Source organism: Sphingobacterium ginsenosidimutans, assembly GCF_039536865.1.
GTDB lineage: Bacteria > Bacteroidota > Bacteroidia > Sphingobacteriales > Sphingobacteriaceae > Sphingobacterium > Sphingobacterium detergens.
The window spans coordinates 545681-563313 of the sequence record NZ_BAAAZK010000008.1 but is presented as its reverse complement, the minus strand read 5'-3'; the positions used below and the strand labels follow the sequence as shown (position 1 = coordinate 563313).

Here is a 17633-nt window from a genome sequence, read left to right as displayed (position 1 = left end):
GTTATATTTTGTTTTTAAGATTCTCAATCATATCGACTGTCATCTTCTGGATGTCAAATTCTGGCTTCCAGTTCCAGTCTTTACTTGCGTATGAATCATCCAGACTTGCAGGCCATGAATCGGCAATCTGTTGTCTTGGGTCATTCGCTACGTAAGAGATTGCAAAATTAGGAAGAATTTTTTTAATTTCTTGTGCGAGTTCTTTTGGAGTAAAAGTAATTCCACCAAGGTTATAGGCGTGGCGGATGCTCAGACTTTCCTGTGGCGCGTCCATCAGCTCAAGTGTGCCGCGGATGGCATCTTCCATATATAACATCGGTAATGCTGTATTCTCGGATAGGAAACATTCGTAAGTACCTGTTTTCAGTGCCTCATAGAAGATATCAACAGCATAATCTGTCGTTCCACCTCCCGGTTCTGTTTTCCAGGAGATAATACCTGGATATCTTACGCTACGGATATCCAATCCGCGGTGCTCCTGATACCATTCGATAAGGCGCTCACCTGCAAGCTTACTGATTCCATAGATCGTATTCGGATCCATAACACAGTATTGCTCCGTATTTACTTTCGGTGAGTGCGGACCGAAGACAGCAATGGAACTTGGCCAGAATATTCTTGAAACTTTATACGTAACAGCTAGGTCAAGCACATTGAGCAATCCATTCATATTAAGCTCCCAGGCTTTTTCAGGATATTTCTCTCCTGTTGCTGAAAGCATGGCTGCCAATAAATATACTTGAGTAGGTTTATATTTTTGAAACAATATGTCCAGACCATTTTTGTCAAGCACATTTGCAATTTCAAAATTCTCGTCGGGGCTTTTTGTTTGTGGTTCTCTGATGTCTGTGGTGACAACATTTTCTGCACCAAATTTTTTACGCAGAGCGATTGCCAATTCAGTACCGATTTGGCCGTTTGCACCAATGATAATAATGCTTTCTTTCATGATGCAAATATAACGGCTTTTCAGTATCTAGCAACTGTTTGATGCAAAGGACAGTCTCCTAAAAATGTTAATTTATAGACTCTTGGCGCTGTTTTTATGAGATTTTAAACCGTTTCAATCGTTTGTTCTGTTTTTTTGAATGAGCAGCGAAAATTTTTATTTTTTTTGAATTATCGTTACTTCAATTTTTTTAGGTCAAATACGGCGGTTTGTGCTCAATATTTTTTTGATCAAGGCGGAAAAAACGGAGCCGTTGTGACTTTTTTAGCAGAATAAGCGATATTTTGTTATTTTAATATTGTAATTGGGGAATATTTTTTAAATTTGAAGAATTCATTCTTCAAGAATCAACTAAAAACACATCAAATAACAAATTTTATATACACAATTTAAACACAGACAAAAATGAAAGTGGCAGTAGTCGGCGCAACAGGCCTTGTAGGTACTGAGATGCTAACCGTGTTGGCGGCGCGAAATTTCCCAGTAACAGAATTGATTCCAGTAGCTTCAGAGCGTAGCAAGGGTAAGGAAATTGAATTCAAGGGAAAGAAGTATAAGGTGGTTACACCATCTGAGGCTATTGCTTTGAAACCTGATGTTGCATTGTTCTCCGCAGGAGGTGACACGTCTAAAGAATTTGCACCAAAATTTGCAGAAGCTGGAATTACAGTTATTGACAATTCTTCAGCATGGCGTATGGATCCGACGAAGAAATTGGTTGTTCCAGAAGTAAATGGCGATGTGTTATCTGCTGATGACAAGATCATCGCAAATCCAAATTGCTCAACTATTCAAATGGTAGTGGCGTTAAAACCATTACACGATAAATATAAAATTAAGCGTGTCGTAGTTTCGACCTATCAGTCCGTAACAGGCACAGGAGTAAAAGCCGTTAACCAGTTGATGGATGAACGCGCAGGTAAAGAAGGCGAAAAAGCTTATCCTTATCAGATTGATTTGAATGTCATTCCACATATCGATGTATTCCAGGAAAATGGCTACACCAAAGAGGAAATGAAAATGATTTTGGAAACAAACAAAATCATGCGCGACGATTCAATCAAGGTAACAGCAACAACTGTGCGTATTCCAGTGATGGGCGGGCACTCCGAATCATTGAATATCGAATTCGAAAATGACTTTGATCTAAATGATGTACGTGCTGCATTAGCAGCTCAAAGTGGTTGTATCGTTGTTGATGATCCTGCTAATCTTCAATACCCGATGCCAAAAGATGCACATGGTAGAGATGAGGTTTTTGTAGGACGTATCCGTCGTGATGACTCGCAACCGAATACGTTAAATATGTGGGTAGTAGCAGACAACTTGCGTAAAGGTGCAGCAACAAATGCTGTTCAAGTTGCTGAACTATTGGCAGAAAAAGGATTGATCTAACTCAAGTAGATTCCATAATATTGAGCCCCCATGAAGTAATTCATGGGGGCTCTTTTTTATAGGTACATTTATGATTTCCAGGAGGACAGGCATTTTTCAGCCAGGTCCAACAAATCTCTTGCTATGGTGTCAAGGTCTTTGGCAAGATGGAAAAATCAATCTTATCATTCAATGGTACATAGCTGTCTTTTTCCTGCTCTTCCAGGCGGTCAGGAAATAATATGCCGAAGAGGTGATCCGTTTCATGCTGGAAGATTACTGCGGTAAACCCTTCAATATTTTCTTCGATAACTTTTCCCTCCTTATTGATGTATTGCAAACGGATCGCGTAGCTCCGCAAAACGTCTTCTTTGCGATTTGGGATGGATAGACAGCCTTCTGCACCCTTCCGTTTTAGCTTTGAACGCCACAGGATTTTTGGGTTTACATAAAACTCGAAAGGTTGTTCCGGTTTGTCAAACCGTTGCACCCAGATCAGGTTTTTGTTGATCCCAATTTGAGGTGCCGCTATTCCTACCCCTGGATGGTTTGGATCCCGAACAGTTGCAAACATCCGCTTTGAAAGTGTTTCTAACAGTGGGTCATTGTACTTAACATCACTGCTTGTCGCTTTCAATACCTTTAAATCTTTTTCGTCGGTAGTTTGTAATACACGAAGAAGTGTGTTTTCATTCCCTGATAGAATAATCTTCTTGTCAGCTTCCGTAAATTCCTGTCCGGCATTCAGGTTGACCGGTCGCTCATTCTTCGCTTTATGAAAGGCTTTTTCTCCTGCCATAATTTTTGTTTCTAAATTGTTTTCTACTGGGGGAACTGGACAACGATAACCGTTGCTGTAGGCGCAATAAGGATTGTAAGCCTTATTAAAATCTATCTCAATGGTACTGCCTTTGATATCATCTGTGGACAGGTCGATATACCGCCCACCACTATAACTCTCGTGGCCGTTTGTCTGATCTAAAAATGGTAAAAATAAATGTTTTTTGTAAGCAGGATTTTGAAATAAGGCCACACTTTGATAGATATTTAATGTCCTTTCAGCCCCGTTCAATTGAAATGTCACAATCGCATAGCGTTTGTATTCATTGCTGGTACCGTCATAGGTAGGCATACGAAATACAGGTTCATCAAATAAGACCTCTATTTTTGCTTTAGCTTTATAGTTAGGGCTAATAGGAAAGTAATCTAAAGATGCCACTTGATCGGCTTTCAATGGGCCAAATTGTTCTTTGGCTAATTCCAAAGCCTTCTCCTTGCGCTGGGCCAAAATTTGTTGCTCATAACTGCTCTGCGCATGACCATATAGGCAAAATGCAACAAAAAGGCTGGCAATAACTGTTTTTCTCATTTATCTTTTAAATAGTCTATCAAAGTTATAGCTTTTTTAGTGAATTGAAGTTTTACACAATAAAAAATAAAAAAATGATGACACTTCATGGGCTAATAGCCTGTGGAAGCAGAATCTCAACACGCATATCTCGATACTCAAATCTAAATTGTACTTTTGTAAAAAACGATTTTCCATGAGGTTAATGGCATTTGATTATGGTACAAAACGAATTGGGGTTGCGGTTACGGATCCGATGCAAATTATTGCTACAGCACTGACAACAGTTCATCCGCAGGATATTTGGACTTTTCTTACGGATTACCTCCACACGGAACAGATCGAAACATTCGTTGTCGGTAAACCCAAACAATTGGACGGATCGGATTCGGAGTCAGCTTCGCATGTGGTCGGGTTTATGCGCAAATTGAAAAAGACCTACCCTACAATTCCAGTTGTGGAAATTGATGAACGGTTTACTTCAAAAATGGCCTCTGCAGCCATCGCTCAAAGTGGGAAGAAGAAAAAGGACCGTCAACAGAAAGGCCTGGTCGATACAGTCTCAGCGACAATTATCTTGCAGAGCTATATGGAGGGTCGGAATTTTTAAATACGAATTTTATCGCATGAACCGTTAGCAATAGATAACTCGTTTATTAATGGAGTAGTGTCAATTTTATGATCATATAGTCCATGTAGGCGATGTAATCAAAACTGGGCGTAGCGGGCTCACTTAATACATAATTACAGATGAAAAGCATATTATTTTTTACAGAAGACATAGATTTTAAATTAAAAGAAAAAGGTAAGATTCGCCAATGGATCGCTGATGCGATAAAAGCTGAGGGATTTAAGCGCGTAGGCGAACTAAGTTTTATCCTCTGTTCGGACGCTTATCTTTTGGAAATCAATAAAGAATACCTGAATCACGATACCTATACCGACATTGTGACTTTTGATTCATCAGAAGATGAGGATACCATTGCTGGCGATATTTTTATCAGCGTGGAACGTATCCAGGAGAATGCACAAAAATTTAAGGTTGATGAACGTGATGAGTTGCATCGCGTCATTATTCACGGTGTTATGCACCTTTGTGGATATCCGGACAAAAAACCGGCTGATAAAGCTAAGATGACGGCTAAAGAAGATGAATATCTAGGGAAAAGAAATTTCTAGTTTATTCTACCATCCAATGTCAGTAGGGGTGTCCAAAAGAAATGGATACCCTATTTTTTTACTCGTATCCTCTTGAAACCTCATTTCAGCGGTTCAATTCTCCAGCGGGGTCCTTTCCCTTTTTTGACAGCTTCTTATTTATCTTTTATGCAAGTGATCTGTTATTTTCTGATTCAGTTCTTCCCAGCTGAGGAACACTTAAGTATAAGGTATATACGCGAATATCTCCTGAGTTTTTCCGTCAAAAAAACTTGACTTTCCCATTATATTTAATTAGCTTCAAAACACAAATTGCTAAACCATTTATAATGTGTCTAATATGAACGAATTAGAGGAATATTTCCGAAATAACAATGCGAAGCTGATCAACAAATGGATGCATTATTTCGACGTATACGATCGCCATTTCCGTCGATTTAAAGATAAAGAGATCGTCGTGCTGGAAATAGGTGTCTTTCAGGGCGGAAGCCTGCAGATGTGGAAGAAATATTTTGGCGACAAAGCTAAAATCTATGGTGTAGACATCAACCCCAATTGCAAAGAATTAGAAGAGGAGAACGTAGAAATATTTATAGGATCTCAGTCAGACCGTAAATTCCTTCGTAAAGTGAAAGAATCAATCCCACCAATAGATATCCTGATAGATGATGGGGGGCATACCATGCTGCAACAGATTATTACATTTGAAGAGTTATTTGGACATGTAAAAGAAGATGGTGTCTATCTATGTGAAGACCTGCATACCTCTTACCAAGTTTTTTATGGTGGTGGGCATAAACGGAATGGCACTTTTATCGAATACAGTAAGAATTTTATTGATTACATCAATGCTCATCATTCAGAACAACGCGGGCTGAAAGTCAATGAATTTACACGTTCGGTCAACTCCTTGCATTATTACGACAGCATATTGGTGGTTGAGAAACGAAAAATGCAGCCGCCAACACATATGAGAACAGGTACTGCTACAGTACAGGATTTTGATGCTCCGCCAACAGGGATAAGCGGATTAAAGTGGAAGATTAAGAAACCGGCGTTAACTGCGATCAATAAATTCCTCCGTTTTTTTAGGATTGGTGGATTTATGTGGAGATAGCAAATCGATAATACATAAAAAAAGCGTTGTACAGCTGTACAACGCTTTTTTTATAGCATTGCTAATGACTAAAATCTTTCAAATTGAGAGAAGAAGAAGTTACCTTCGATAGCCGCATTTTCATCAGAATCAGATCCGTGGATAGCGTTAGCATCGATAGATTTAGCATATTTATTACGGATTGTACCTTCAGCTGCGTCAGCTGGATTAGTAGCACCGATTAATGTACGGAAATCTTCAACAGCATTGTCTTTTTCTAAGATTGCAGCAACGATAGGACCTGAAGTCATGAACTCTACCAATTCACCGTAGAAAGGACGTTCTTTGTGCACTGCGTAAAATGCGCCAGCAGTTTCTTTTGATAATTGAATGTATTTCATTGCAATGATTTTGAAACCACCAGCAATAATATCGTTTAAGATTGCACCGATGTGACCGTTCGCTACTGCGTCAGGTTTAATCATCGTAAAAGTTCTGTTAGTTGCCATTATTTTAATTTTTTTGCAAACTTAGATAAATTGCTTTTTATATGCAATATAATTAGACTTATATAAAAACAATTTATTCGTCATAGTGTCTTAATTTAAAGTGCTCAGGGTCGTGAAACAAGTCTCAGTTCAATTCTGCTGAACCCGCAAGTTGTGCCTCCCTCCGTCACTGGCAATCTTTTTGCCGTGGAAAATGTAATAAGTTTATAGGCAATTGATAATGACCAGAAATAAAAAATCAACTGTAAACAAATCTATTAAATAAATATATTCGATACGAATATGTAACTTTGTAATGTTATGGCATTAAATCTAACAGTAGACATCGATAAGGATTCCGGCTTTTGCTTTGGAGTGGTATACGCTATAGATATGGCAGAGGAGATTTTGGAAGAGGACGGTTACCTCTATTGTCTTGGTGATATCGTACACAATGACGAAGAAGTAGCCCGATTGAAAGCCAAAGGACTGCGTATTATCGATCATGCTGCACTGCCTACACTACAAAACGAGAAGGTACTGATCCGTGCGCATGGTGAAGCCCCCGAAACCTATCGTACAGCGTTAGAAAACAATATTACCCTAATTGATGCTTCCTGTCCAGTCGTACTCAAGTTGCAGAATCGGATCAAAACCTCTTTTGATCAGGAGGAAAAGATCTTGATCTTTGGAAAACATGGGCATGCGGAAGTCATCGGTCTACAGGGACAGACAAATAACGAAGCACTCGTATTTCAGGATATCGCTGAGTTGGATGATGCCGATCTGCCAGCTTCATTTACGCTCTATAGTCAGACAACAAAAAGTGTGGATAAATTCTACGCCATCAAAGAGGAACTGATCAAGAGAGGGTATGAGGTCAAAGCCAATGACACTATCTGTAGACAAGTGTCTAACAGATATGAGGATCTTGGTGCCTTTGCTCGACAATATGATAAAATTGTTTTTGTGTCCGGTAAAAAGTCTTCCAATGGAAAGGTTTTGTTTGAAGTATGCCAAAAAGCCAATCCCGAAAGTTACTTTATCTCCGACCCTGCCGAACTGGATGCGTCAGTTTTTAGAACCGGTGACCGTATCGGTATATGTGGAGCAACCTCAACACCAATGTGGCTGATGAAAGATGTAAAAGCGACCTTGGAAGCACTCTAACCTAGTTCACCCGTCATAGATATTTCATATTATCGCGAGTGAATCTGCAGTACATGCTTTTTTGTTTATTTTTGTAGGCTATGAGCAATAAAGCCAAAAAAGGTATTCTTTTAGTACAATTAGGTACACCCGATAGTCCAACTACTCCAGACGTAAAAAAATATTTGACCGAATTCCTAATGGATCCCCGCGTCATCGATATTCCTTATTTTCAACGGACATTATTGGTAAAAGGAATTATTGCTCGTACCCGCGCTCCAAAATCAGCAAAAATTTACGAAACAATCTGGGACAAGGAAACTGGCTCCCCCTTGATGCATTACAGTATATTGCAACGAGACCTATTGCAGGAATCGCTAGGGGACGAGTACCATGTGGAGTTGGCTATGCGTTACCAAAATCCATCCATCGAAGCTGCACTGGGCAAGATGGAGGGGATGCTGCTCGAATCCGTTCGCGTTATTCCATTATTCCCACAATATGCATCAGCCACATCAGGTTCTGTAATAGACCGTGTAATGGAGCTGATCCGCAAATGGAATTATTTACCTGAGATTAGTTTTGTAAGCAATTTCTGCACGGATGACTTAATGGCTGAGACGTTTGCAGACCATGCTCGAAAACACGATCTTACACATTTCGACCACTTTGTGTTTAGCTATCATGGCCTTCCTGTCAGGCAGCTGGGTAAGGTGGATCCTACTGGCAAACTAAAATGTCCTGAATCGGGTTGTGACTCCTGCAAAACAAATGTCAATGCATATTGTTATGTTTCTCAGTGTTATGCGACGACGCGGACCATTGTTGAAAAACTAGGCTTGCAGAAAGAACAATACTCCCTGTGTTTCCAGTCCCGTCTGGGTAAAGAACCGTGGATTCAGCCCTATACTTCCGATTTGTTGCATGACCTCGCTAGTAAAGGCTATAAAAAATTATTGGTCTTCAGTCCGGCATTTGTGGCAGACTGTATAGAGACTATCGATGAAATTGGCGTGGAATATGCTAATGAATTCAAGGATTTAGGTGGAGAGGAGGTCTGTTTGGTCGAAAGTCTTAATGATGATCCCAAATGGATAGCATCTCTGAAGCAATTGGCACTCAATGCCAAAAATTAAAACGAATTAATGATGTTGTTAGTAAATGCATGTGTTTTACTCATTCTAGATTTTTATATCTTTTTTGCCCTCCGAGCTACGAAGATTAAATTTCCCAAAACAAAAATATTCGCCGTATTATGGTGGTCGTATTCGGCCCTATTATTATTAGGTGTTTTTATATCTGCCAAATATAACATTCCATTGATTGTACGATCTGTTATTTTGGTCGGGTTCTTTCTGACAGCAGCTTCAAAGATCTTCTTCTTTTTGATTTTGTTGATTGATGATATCCGTCGTGGCGGAGTCTGGGTCAAACGCTTGTTCAGCAAGAAGGAATCCGTAGAGGATGTTGTGGCAGATGCTGGCAGTTCATTGCCTGAAAATCCGGTCAAAGGCATCAGTCGATCCGAATTTTTGACCAAAGCGGGTATTTTAATTGGCGCTTCGCCGTTGATTCCATTAAGCTGGGGTATTATTTCTGGCGCATACGATTATCGCGTGAGACGTGTACCTTTATATTTACCTAATCTTCCGAAAGCTTTCCACGGCATGACCATCGCACAGATATCAGATGTACACTCGGGATCCTTCTATAACAAGACTGCTGTAAACGGTGGAATCGATATGTTACTTAAAGAAAAGGCAGATGTGACATTCTTTACAGGCGATATCGTGAATGCTCAAGCATCTGAAATGCGCGAATACCAAGATATTTTTGCGCGGGTGAAGTCGGATTTAGGCGTATTCTCAACATTGGGTAACCATGATTATGGTGATTACTATTATGGAAAAGAAGATTCTCCCGAGAAGCGAAAAAATTTGAAGGATGTGATTGATGTCCATAAAGTGATGGGCTGGGATCTATTAATGGATGAAAACCGCAAGATCAAAGTAGATGGCGAAGAACTCTGTATCGTTGGGGTGCAGAACTGGGGAACAGGTCGTTTCCCAAAACATGGCGATATCAAAAAGGCTTTGATGGGAACCGAGGAACAGTCCGTTAAGTTATTATTGTCCCATGACCCTTCTCATTGGCGCGCACAGGTATTGGATACTGATGTCGATGTGATGTTTGCAGGCCATACCCATGGTATGCAGTTCGGTGTACGCGCTGAAATGTTGCAGTGGAGCCCTGTACAATATATTTATAAAGAATGGGCTGGACTCTACCGTGCACAAGAAAATAAACGTTTATATGTCAATGTCGGTTATGGATTCTTAGGATATCCCGGTCGTGTTGGTATCCTTCCTGAAATTACAATCTTTGAGTTGATTAAAGGGCAAGATCCAAAATTTAAGGCTTAACCTGCTGTATGGAGGCTTTGGTCGTTCCGATCTTTGGCTTAATAATCTGGGAGATGACTAGCTGTCACGGGAGATGTCAGTGATTCTGATATTTTTTAACATAGCTTTAAAGGACTCATCTTTAGATAATTTTACTTTTTAATTTTAACTTTTTACTTAAAAAAGCTAATATTGTGTATTCTGTACACCAGTTATACATAACATGCAATCAACTTTAAACTTTGGGGACTCTCCCCACACACGCGTTAATATTCTTACCGGGGAAAAAGTACTTGTGTCTCCACATCGCAGCAAGCGACCATGGCAAGGCCAGGTAGAAGATCTGCCAGGCGATGATAGACCGGCTTATGATCCCAAATGCTATTTGTGCCCAACCAATAAACGGGCAGATGGGGATATCAATCCAGATTATAAAGAAAGCTTCGTTTTCGTCAACGATTTTTCGGCATTATTGAAAGATACTAGCCAACAGGAATTTAATGAGGACGAATTGTTTATTGCAGAGACTGAAAAAGGAATCTGTAAAGTTATTGCATTTACACCACGCCATGACCTCACCTTGCCTGAAATGGAACAATCAGCTATAAAGGCTGTAGTTGATCTTTGGCAAAAGGAATTTGAGGAACTTTCCAAAGTGGAATGGATCCGCTATATTCAGATTTTTGAAAATAAAGGCGCTATTATGGGCTGTAGCAACCCACATCCCCATGGACAGATCTGGTCACAAAATCATTTACCGGTAGAGATTCAAAAGGAGTGTGTGCAACAGCAAAAGTACTTCGACAAATACCAGCGTACGCTATTAGCCGATTATATCAAAGCCGAACTAAAAAAAGAAGAGCGCATTATTGATGAAAATGATTCTTTTGTCTCTTTGGTGCCTTTTTGGGCCGCTTGGCCTTATGAAACCATGATTGTTAGCAAAAGAGCTGTGCAAAATATAGCCGGATTTGACGAAAAGGAGAAGGAAGATCTTGCCGCAATACTCAAGTTATTGACCACACGTTACGATAACCTTTTCAAAACATCTTTTCCTTATTCTGCGGGTATGCACCAAGCTCCTGTCAATGATGGAGATCATCCGGAATGGCATTGGCATATGCATTTCTATCCACCTTTATTACGCTCGGCAACAGTCAAAAAATTTATGGTCGGATACGAGATGCTCGCTAATCCACAGCGGGATATTACACCTGAAGTTGCCGCCGAACAATTGCGGAATTGTGCTACCAAACATTATAAATCTAAGTAAGAATGATCGCAAAAGAAACTATAGTAAATAAATTTAAGAGCTTATATCAGGAAGAACCCATTGTGGTTTCCTCGCCGGGGCGCATTAATATTATCGGTGAACATACCGATTATAACGATGGTTTTGTATTACCTGCAGCTATTGACAAGGCTATTTATGTTGCTGTCAGCAGACGTGCGGACGATAATATTGTGTTGTATGCTGAAGACTATCAAGAAAGCCATGAGGTCAAATTAAGTGAAATCGCTATTTCAGAAAAGCACTGGCCGAATTATATCCTCGGTGTAGTGGACCAATACCAAAAGCGAGGTGCTATATTGGGCGGGTTTAACCTTTATATTGATGGTGATGTACCATTGGGTGCCGGCTTATCTTCTTCAGCAGCAGTAGAATGTGCTGTTACTTTGGCCCTTAGTGAACTGTTTGAATTAAATGTAGAACAGATTGATATCCCGCAAATTGCACAAAAAGCCGAGCATACCTATGCCGGTGTGATGTGTGGTATCATGGATCAATTTGCGTCGGCATTTGGTAAAGAGAAAAATGTCATTAAGCTGGATTGTCGCTCCTTGGGATTTGAATACGTGCCACTTGACCTCAAAGGTTATGAAGTGGTCCTATTGAATACAAACGTGAAACACTCCCTTGCTTCAACGGCTTACAATACACGTAGAGAGCAATGTGAGCAGGCGTCATCATGGGTAAGAGCGCAATATCCTCAAGTTAAAAATCTGAGAGATGTTACAGTAGATATGCTGGATGAACTGGTTAAAGATAAAGATGCAGATATCTATGCCAAAGCAAGTTTTGTTGTCCGTGAAAATGAACGGGTAGAAAAGTCTTGCGAAGCATTACGCTCTGGGGATATTGAACAGTTGGGGCAATATATTTTTCAGAGTCATGAGGGCTTGAGCAAAGTATATGAGGTAAGTTGTCCTGAATTGGATTACCTGGTTGATTATGTCAAACAATTCCCTGAAGTCATTGGTGCCCGAATGATGGGCGGCGGCTTTGGCGGCTGCACAATCAATATTGTTAAAGAAGGTGCTGTTGCATCAATTTTGCCAACCTTGGAGAAAGAATATCAACAAAAATTTGATAAGGAACTTTCAGTCATTCAGGTAGAAATTGCGAATGGTACAAGGATTTTGTAATCCATTTTTTATTATAAAGCGCTCGTTTTCAGTGATCAATATAACTTTCAGTATATTTTCATACAGTTGAGTGAATAAAAGTTTTAGTAATAAATACCCGTTGAACTTCGGCGGGTATTTTTTGTTTTATTTCGACGAGGGGGTGAATCTTTAAAAGTGTATATTGGTAATATATAATATTGTTCACTACCAATATATAAATTCATATATTGTAATATAAGCTATAATATATGATAACGCAAGGTGCAATATTACAGGTTGTTATGGTGAAACAGGCCGATTGACGATAGGAGGAGCTGTTTTTATTTTTATGTGTCAAGTTTCCCCAACGCTTGCTCTAGGTCTTCAATCAAATCTGCTACATTTTCAATCCCAACTGAGATGCGGAGCATGCCCAAAGTGATTCCGGACGCTTCCTTTTGCGCCTGTGTGTGGTGTCCGCCCCACATGCTGGCCGGATGCACAATAAGTGATTCAACACCGCCTAAACTAGCTGCATTGATAAAAATTTCCAGATTGTTAATTAAAGCCTGTGCATTTTTGAAGGCCTGCTCTTCATCTGTTCCCTCAACTTCAATACAGATCATTCCTGAAAAGCCGCGCATCTGGCGAGCCGCAAGTTCATGCTGGGGGTGGCTTGAAAGCCCCGGATAACTTACGTTCTTAATCTTAGGATGCCGATCAAGGAAACTGGCGAGTTCTAATGCATTTGAATTGATTTGTTTGACACGTAGGCTCAGCGTTTTGAGCCCACGGAGGAGCAACCAAGAATCCAATGGTGCCAAAGATGCCCCCAGAGCAACACTGCGCTTCCAGACTTTTGAAATATAGTCCTGACTTCCACAGACAATGCCAGCCGTTAGGTCGCTATGCCCACCCAGATATTTCGTAGCGCTATGAACAACGATATCAATCCCAAAGTCCCGTGGTGTCTGATTTATGGGGGAGGCAAAGGTATTGTCAACCATACTCAAAATATCATGTTGCTTGGCCAATTCACCAACTGCCTTTAGATCCGTAATATTTAAATTCGGATTGGAAGGAGTTTCGATATAGATGAGTTTGGTGTTTTCCTGAATAGCATGGGCAAAGGCTGCGGTATCCGTTTGGTCCACGGCTGTGACGCTGATGCCATAGTCGGTCAGAAATTCTTTAAAAAAAATAGCTGTTCCTGAGTAATGGGCAAGCTGTGCAACGATATGGTCACCAGATTTCACAATAGCTAATATGGCGGTACTGATAGCGGCCATGCCCGTCGCAAATACGAGTGCATCTTCTGTTTTCTCCAGTTTGGCGACTACCGCTGCAACTTGGCTATTGGTTGGATTGCCATGACGGTGATAAAAGTAAGGATGTTTGGGTTCGGTCGCTGCCTTGATGTATTCCGCGGGATCACTGTCCGCAATATAAGTTGATGTCTGAAAGATAGGAGCCGTTACAGCAGCGGTTGAATTGAAGTGTTGTCCTTCATGGACGAGTATCGTTTCGGTATTGGATGCCATGCTAATTTTTATTGATAAGTGTCCTTTTTTTAGCTTCAATAGACACATCACATATATGTCTGTTCCTGATAGCCAATAAGAGCCTTCAATATCCTTTCATTGCACTTGGCGCAGATTGCTATAGGAAGGTTTCTTGTATACCCAAATATAAATAAAATCTACACAATAAGTAGATTTTATTTATAGCTGAGTGCCAAGAGCGTTACGATAACATCTGTTTGAGTAGGTTTAGCGCGTAGCTTATTGTATTTACATTACTTAGCGCAAGGCGAAGTTGCCCTTTTACTTCTTTGAGATTGCTGATTTCAGGGTGGGACTGCACAAAAGACAGTACCCGACCAAACTGATCCGATTCAAAATAGCTCGATTTTGGGTTATTGACAAAATACCCTTTTAGTGTATTCTTTTTATAGGATATCTTCTCGAACCCAATTGTTTTTCCAAACCATTGCAGGCGTAAAGTATTGAATAGCTCGAATACTTCGTGTGGGATCGGGCCAAAACGGTCTTCGAGTTCTTTCTTGAATGCCGCCAGTTGCTGCTCGTTCTCGAGTTTGGAAAGCTCCGTATAGAGGTTATAGCGTTCGGTGATATTCGTTACGTACTCATCAGGGATTAATACTTCAAGATCGGTGTCTATTTGTGTAAAATTAACATATTTGCGTTCCTGTTCATCCGCAAATACCTCCGAGAACTCATCATCTTTCAGTTCCTGGATGGCTTCATCCAAGATTTTGTGATACATTTCAAAACCTATTTCAGCAATAAAGCCTGATTGCTCTCCGCCCAGTAAATTTCCGGAACCCCGGATATCTAAGTCCCGCATGGCAACATTGAATCCCGAACCTAGCTCTGAGAATTCCTCGATCGCCGAAAGTCGTTTGTATGCCTCCGATGTCAGTGTCGATAATGGAGGACTCAATAAGTAACAGAAGGCTTTTTTATTCGAACGACCTACACGGCCCCGCATTTGGTGAAGGTCACTCAAGCCGAACATATGCGCATGGTTGATGATAATGGTATTGGCATTCGGGATATCCAGGCCTGCTTCAATAATTGTCGTTGCGATAAGCACGTCAAAGTCGTGGTTGATGAATTTGAGCATCACATCTTCCAATTCATCTCCTTCCAGTTGACCATGGGCCACACCGACACGTGCTCCAGGTACAAGCTTGCGGATTAAATTGCCCAATTGAGGAAGGTCAGCCACACGGTTATGGATAAAGAACACCTGTCCACCCCGATCGAGTTCATAACTGACTGCTTCACCGATCAATGATTCATTAAATACGTGAAGCTCGGTCTGTACCGGTTGACGATTGGGCGGAGGAGTCGATATAATGCTTAGATCTCGCGCTCCCATCAAGGAGAAATGCAAGGTCCTGGGGATAGGGGTCGCTGTTAAGGTCAACGAGTCCACATTGGCACGCATAGCCTTTAACTTCTCTTTAGCGGCAACACCAAATTTCTGCTCCTCATCAATAATCATCAAACCCAGATCCTTGAACTTGACATCCTTACTCACCAGACGATGTGTACCGATGATGATATCTATTTTTCCCTCCGCAAGACGCGCCAAAGTGTCCTTGATCTGCTTGGTCGTTTTGAAACGGTTGATGTAGTCAATATTGCATGGAAGTCCTTTCAGACGTTCGGTAAAAGTACGGTGATGCTGTAATGCTAAGATCGTTGTTGGGACTAACACAGCAACCTGTTTGCTATCAGCAACGGCTTTAAATGCTGCCCGGATGGCAACTTCTGTCTTTCCAAACCCGACATCACCACAGATCAACCGGTCCATTGGATGTGGCGACTCCATATCTTTTTTTACATCTGCGGTAGCCTTTTCCTGATCTGGTGTATCCTCATAGATAAATGAGGCTTCCAGTTCATTCTGCAAATAGCTGTCCGGAGAGAAGGCATTCCCATGCTGAGCCTTCCGTTTTGCATAGAGCATAATCAGGTCACGGGCAATATCCTTGACTTTCTTCTTGGTCGTTTTCTTTAATTTATCCCAGGCATCCGTACCGAGCTTGTTCATCTTCGGAACTGTGCCCTCTTTGCCGGAATATTTTGAAATCCGGTTTAACGAGTTGATATTGACATAAAGCAAATCATTGTCCGCATAGATCAGCCGGATCATCTCCTGGGATTTGCCATTGACATCCACCTTTTCCAGTCCGCCATACCGGCCTACCCCATGATCAATATGCGTGATAAAATCTCCGGGTTTGAGATCCCGTAGATCTTTCAATGTAATTGCCTGCGAACGTTCGTATGCTTTTTTCCGTTTGTATTTGTAGTACCTGTCAAATATCTGATGATCTGTATAACAAGCCAATTTTAAGCTGTCGTCCCTAAAGCCTTCGCGCAATGCTTTATGAATAGGGATAAACGTAGCCGCTTTGTCAAGATCCTCTAATATCGTATAGATTCGCTCCACTTGTTTCGCTGAATCCGAAAAGATCAGATTCTGGATCCGATGGCTCTCATTTTCCTTAAAGTTATGGATCAGCAGATTAAAATCTTTATTAAAAGAAGGTTGAGGATGAATATCAAACTTGAGTGTGACTTCCCCCTTATAGAAAAACTGTTTTCCAAATTCAATGATCGGGAAATCAAAAAATAGGGCATTGAGGTTTTTCTCATCGGTAAATTCATACTCTGGATTATGCCAGTCTGGATTATCTTTTTTCTGTTTATCAGTCAAACTGGTCCAGAGTTGTTTTGCTTTTTTCAACCCATCCTTGACAATATCAAGTGTAAACTGGGCGTCTTTGATCCAGATGGAAGCCCCCTGATCGATATATTCCAATAAGGAAATGTGCTGCGAGGTCAGGAACTTGGCCTGAACATTCGGAACAATGGTAACCTTATGGATTTTATTGACCGAGAGCTGCGATTCAATGTCAAAGGTCCGAATGCTTTCGATATCATCACCAAAGAATTCGATGCGGTAGGGAAGGTCATTCGAGAATGAAAAAATATCTACGATACCACCTCGTATTGCAAATTGTCCGGGTTCATAGACAAAATCTACACGTTCGAAGTCATATTCGATCAAAAACTCGTTGATAAAATCAATACTTAAAGCCGTGTTTTCTGTAATTTCCAGCGTGTTTTTCTCCAGATCGGTACGATTGATTACCTTTTCAGCAATTGCTTCGGGGTAAGTGACCACTATCTTTGGTAATTCCGACGTATGATTGAGCGAACTTAATGTTTCTGCACGCTGTAGTACATTTGCTGAATCCGTCTGTGTGAAGTCAAAAGCTTTTCGGTAAGAAGAAGGGAAAAAAAGTACCTGTTTGTCCAATAAGCTTTCTAGGTCGCTTAAAAAGTAGGAGGCATCTTCGTGCGTTGGTAAAATAAAGACCATTGGATGCTCCTGCAATTTGTAGGATGAGACAGCGATGAATGCATCCGAAGAACCGACAAGGCCTTTCAGTTGAATCTTTGGATTTTTGGACTGCATAGCCTTTGTAAGCGACTGGACTGATTCGCTTTGGCTGTATTTTTCTAGTATTTCTTGAATTCCCACGAGCAAAAATTTCGAATAATTGCGAATTTAATTAAATACTCTTAAGTATGTGGTATGTTGTGCTAAATTTTTTGGTAAAAATTGATCAAAAAGAGAACTTTTGTTGCCGGGACAAAAGGGGAATGTCCCATGAATAGCGAGCGAGAGTATTGTGGCAAACGAGCAATTATGCTGCCTGTCCTTGAAGACTAGCAATGGA

Annotated in this window: 14 protein-coding genes; 9 read left to right on the top strand and 5 right to left on the bottom strand. The window is 40.7% G+C overall.

Annotated elements, in window-relative coordinates; translation table 11 throughout:
* Position 1 precedes the first annotated feature (1 nt).
* Positions 2 to 949, bottom strand: a complete 948-nt coding sequence (locus ABFX33_RS22670) for an NAD-dependent epimerase/dehydratase family protein (RefSeq protein WP_346088456.1) — start codon at positions 947 to 949, stop codon at positions 2 to 4.
* 405 nt (positions 950 to 1354) lie between these two features.
* On the opposite strand from ABFX33_RS22670, the gene ABFX33_RS22665 reads away from it, so the two are divergent.
* Positions 1355 to 2344, top strand: coding sequence for an aspartate-semialdehyde dehydrogenase (locus ABFX33_RS22665; protein ID WP_120260404.1), 990 nt, complete (start codon positions 1355 to 1357; stop codon positions 2342 to 2344).
* Positions 2345 to 2465: 121 nt separating this feature from the next.
* Here ABFX33_RS22665 and def read toward each other — a convergent pair whose 3' ends face one another.
* The gene (gene def / locus ABFX33_RS22660) at positions 2466 to 3692 is read right to left on the bottom strand and encodes a peptide deformylase (protein WP_346088453.1); all 1227 of its coding nucleotides are present in this window, start codon (positions 3690 to 3692) and stop codon (positions 2466 to 2468) included.
* A gap of 175 nt (positions 3693 to 3867) precedes the next feature.
* Here def and ruvX point away from each other — a divergent pair, with 175 nt between their 5' ends.
* From ruvX to ABFX33_RS22645, 3 genes are all read left to right on the top strand, one after another.
* Positions 3868 to 4281, top strand: coding sequence for a Holliday junction resolvase RuvX (gene ruvX / locus ABFX33_RS22655; RefSeq protein ID WP_257096502.1), 414 nt, complete (start codon positions 3868 to 3870; stop codon positions 4279 to 4281).
* A gap of 140 nt (positions 4282 to 4421) precedes the next feature.
* Positions 4422 to 4850 carry an rRNA maturation RNase YbeY gene (gene ybeY / locus ABFX33_RS22650; RefSeq protein WP_257096504.1) on the top strand — a complete coding sequence of 143 codons (429 nt, stop codon included), beginning with the start codon at positions 4422 to 4424 and terminating at the stop codon, positions 4848 to 4850.
* A gap of 319 nt (positions 4851 to 5169) precedes the next feature.
* Positions 5170 to 5946, top strand: coding sequence for a class I SAM-dependent methyltransferase (locus ABFX33_RS22645; RefSeq protein WP_346088450.1), 777 nt, complete (start codon positions 5170 to 5172; stop codon positions 5944 to 5946).
* 68 nt (positions 5947 to 6014) lie between these two features.
* Here the strand turns inward: ABFX33_RS22645 and ABFX33_RS22640 are convergent, their stop codons facing one another.
* Complete coding sequence (locus ABFX33_RS22640; RefSeq protein ID WP_077437233.1) at positions 6015 to 6434, bottom strand: nucleoside-diphosphate kinase; 420 nt, start codon at positions 6432 to 6434, stop codon at positions 6015 to 6017.
* A gap of 300 nt (positions 6435 to 6734) precedes the next feature.
* On the opposite strand from ABFX33_RS22640, the gene ABFX33_RS22635 reads away from it, so the two are divergent.
* From ABFX33_RS22635 to galK, 5 genes are all read left to right on the top strand, one after another.
* Entirely contained in the window at positions 6735 to 7583 is an 849-nt protein-coding gene (locus tag ABFX33_RS22635) for a 4-hydroxy-3-methylbut-2-enyl diphosphate reductase (RefSeq protein ID WP_346088447.1), read from the top strand.
* A gap of 80 nt (positions 7584 to 7663) precedes the next feature.
* On the top strand, positions 7664 to 8698 hold the full coding sequence (hemH, locus tag ABFX33_RS22630; RefSeq protein WP_346088445.1) for a ferrochelatase: 1035 nt from the start codon (positions 7664 to 7666) through the stop codon (positions 8696 to 8698).
* Positions 8699 to 8710: 12 nt separating this feature from the next.
* Entirely contained in the window at positions 8711 to 9985 is a 1275-nt protein-coding gene (locus ABFX33_RS22625; RefSeq protein ID WP_346088608.1) for a metallophosphoesterase, read from the top strand.
* Between the two features lie 202 nt (positions 9986 to 10187).
* Positions 10188 to 11237 carry a UDP-glucose--hexose-1-phosphate uridylyltransferase gene (locus ABFX33_RS22620; RefSeq protein ID WP_346088443.1) on the top strand — a complete coding sequence of 350 codons (1050 nt, stop codon included), beginning with the start codon at positions 10188 to 10190 and terminating at the stop codon, positions 11235 to 11237.
* 2 nt (positions 11238 to 11239) lie between these two features.
* A complete protein-coding gene (gene galK / locus ABFX33_RS22615; RefSeq protein ID WP_346088440.1) occupies positions 11240 to 12391 on the top strand; it encodes a galactokinase in 1152 nt (383 codons plus the stop codon).
* Positions 12392 to 12699: 308 nt separating this feature from the next.
* Here galK and ABFX33_RS22610 read toward each other — a convergent pair whose 3' ends face one another.
* Positions 12700 to 13893: a trans-sulfuration enzyme family protein gene (locus tag ABFX33_RS22610; protein WP_346088438.1), complete on the bottom strand. Its 1194-nt coding sequence runs from the start codon at positions 13891 to 13893 to the stop codon at positions 12700 to 12702.
* Positions 13894 to 14095: 202 nt separating this feature from the next.
* Positions 14096 to 17434: a transcription-repair coupling factor gene (gene mfd / locus ABFX33_RS22605; protein ID WP_346088436.1), complete on the bottom strand. Its 3339-nt coding sequence runs from the start codon at positions 17432 to 17434 to the stop codon at positions 14096 to 14098.
* Positions 17435 to 17633: the final 199 nt, after the last annotated feature.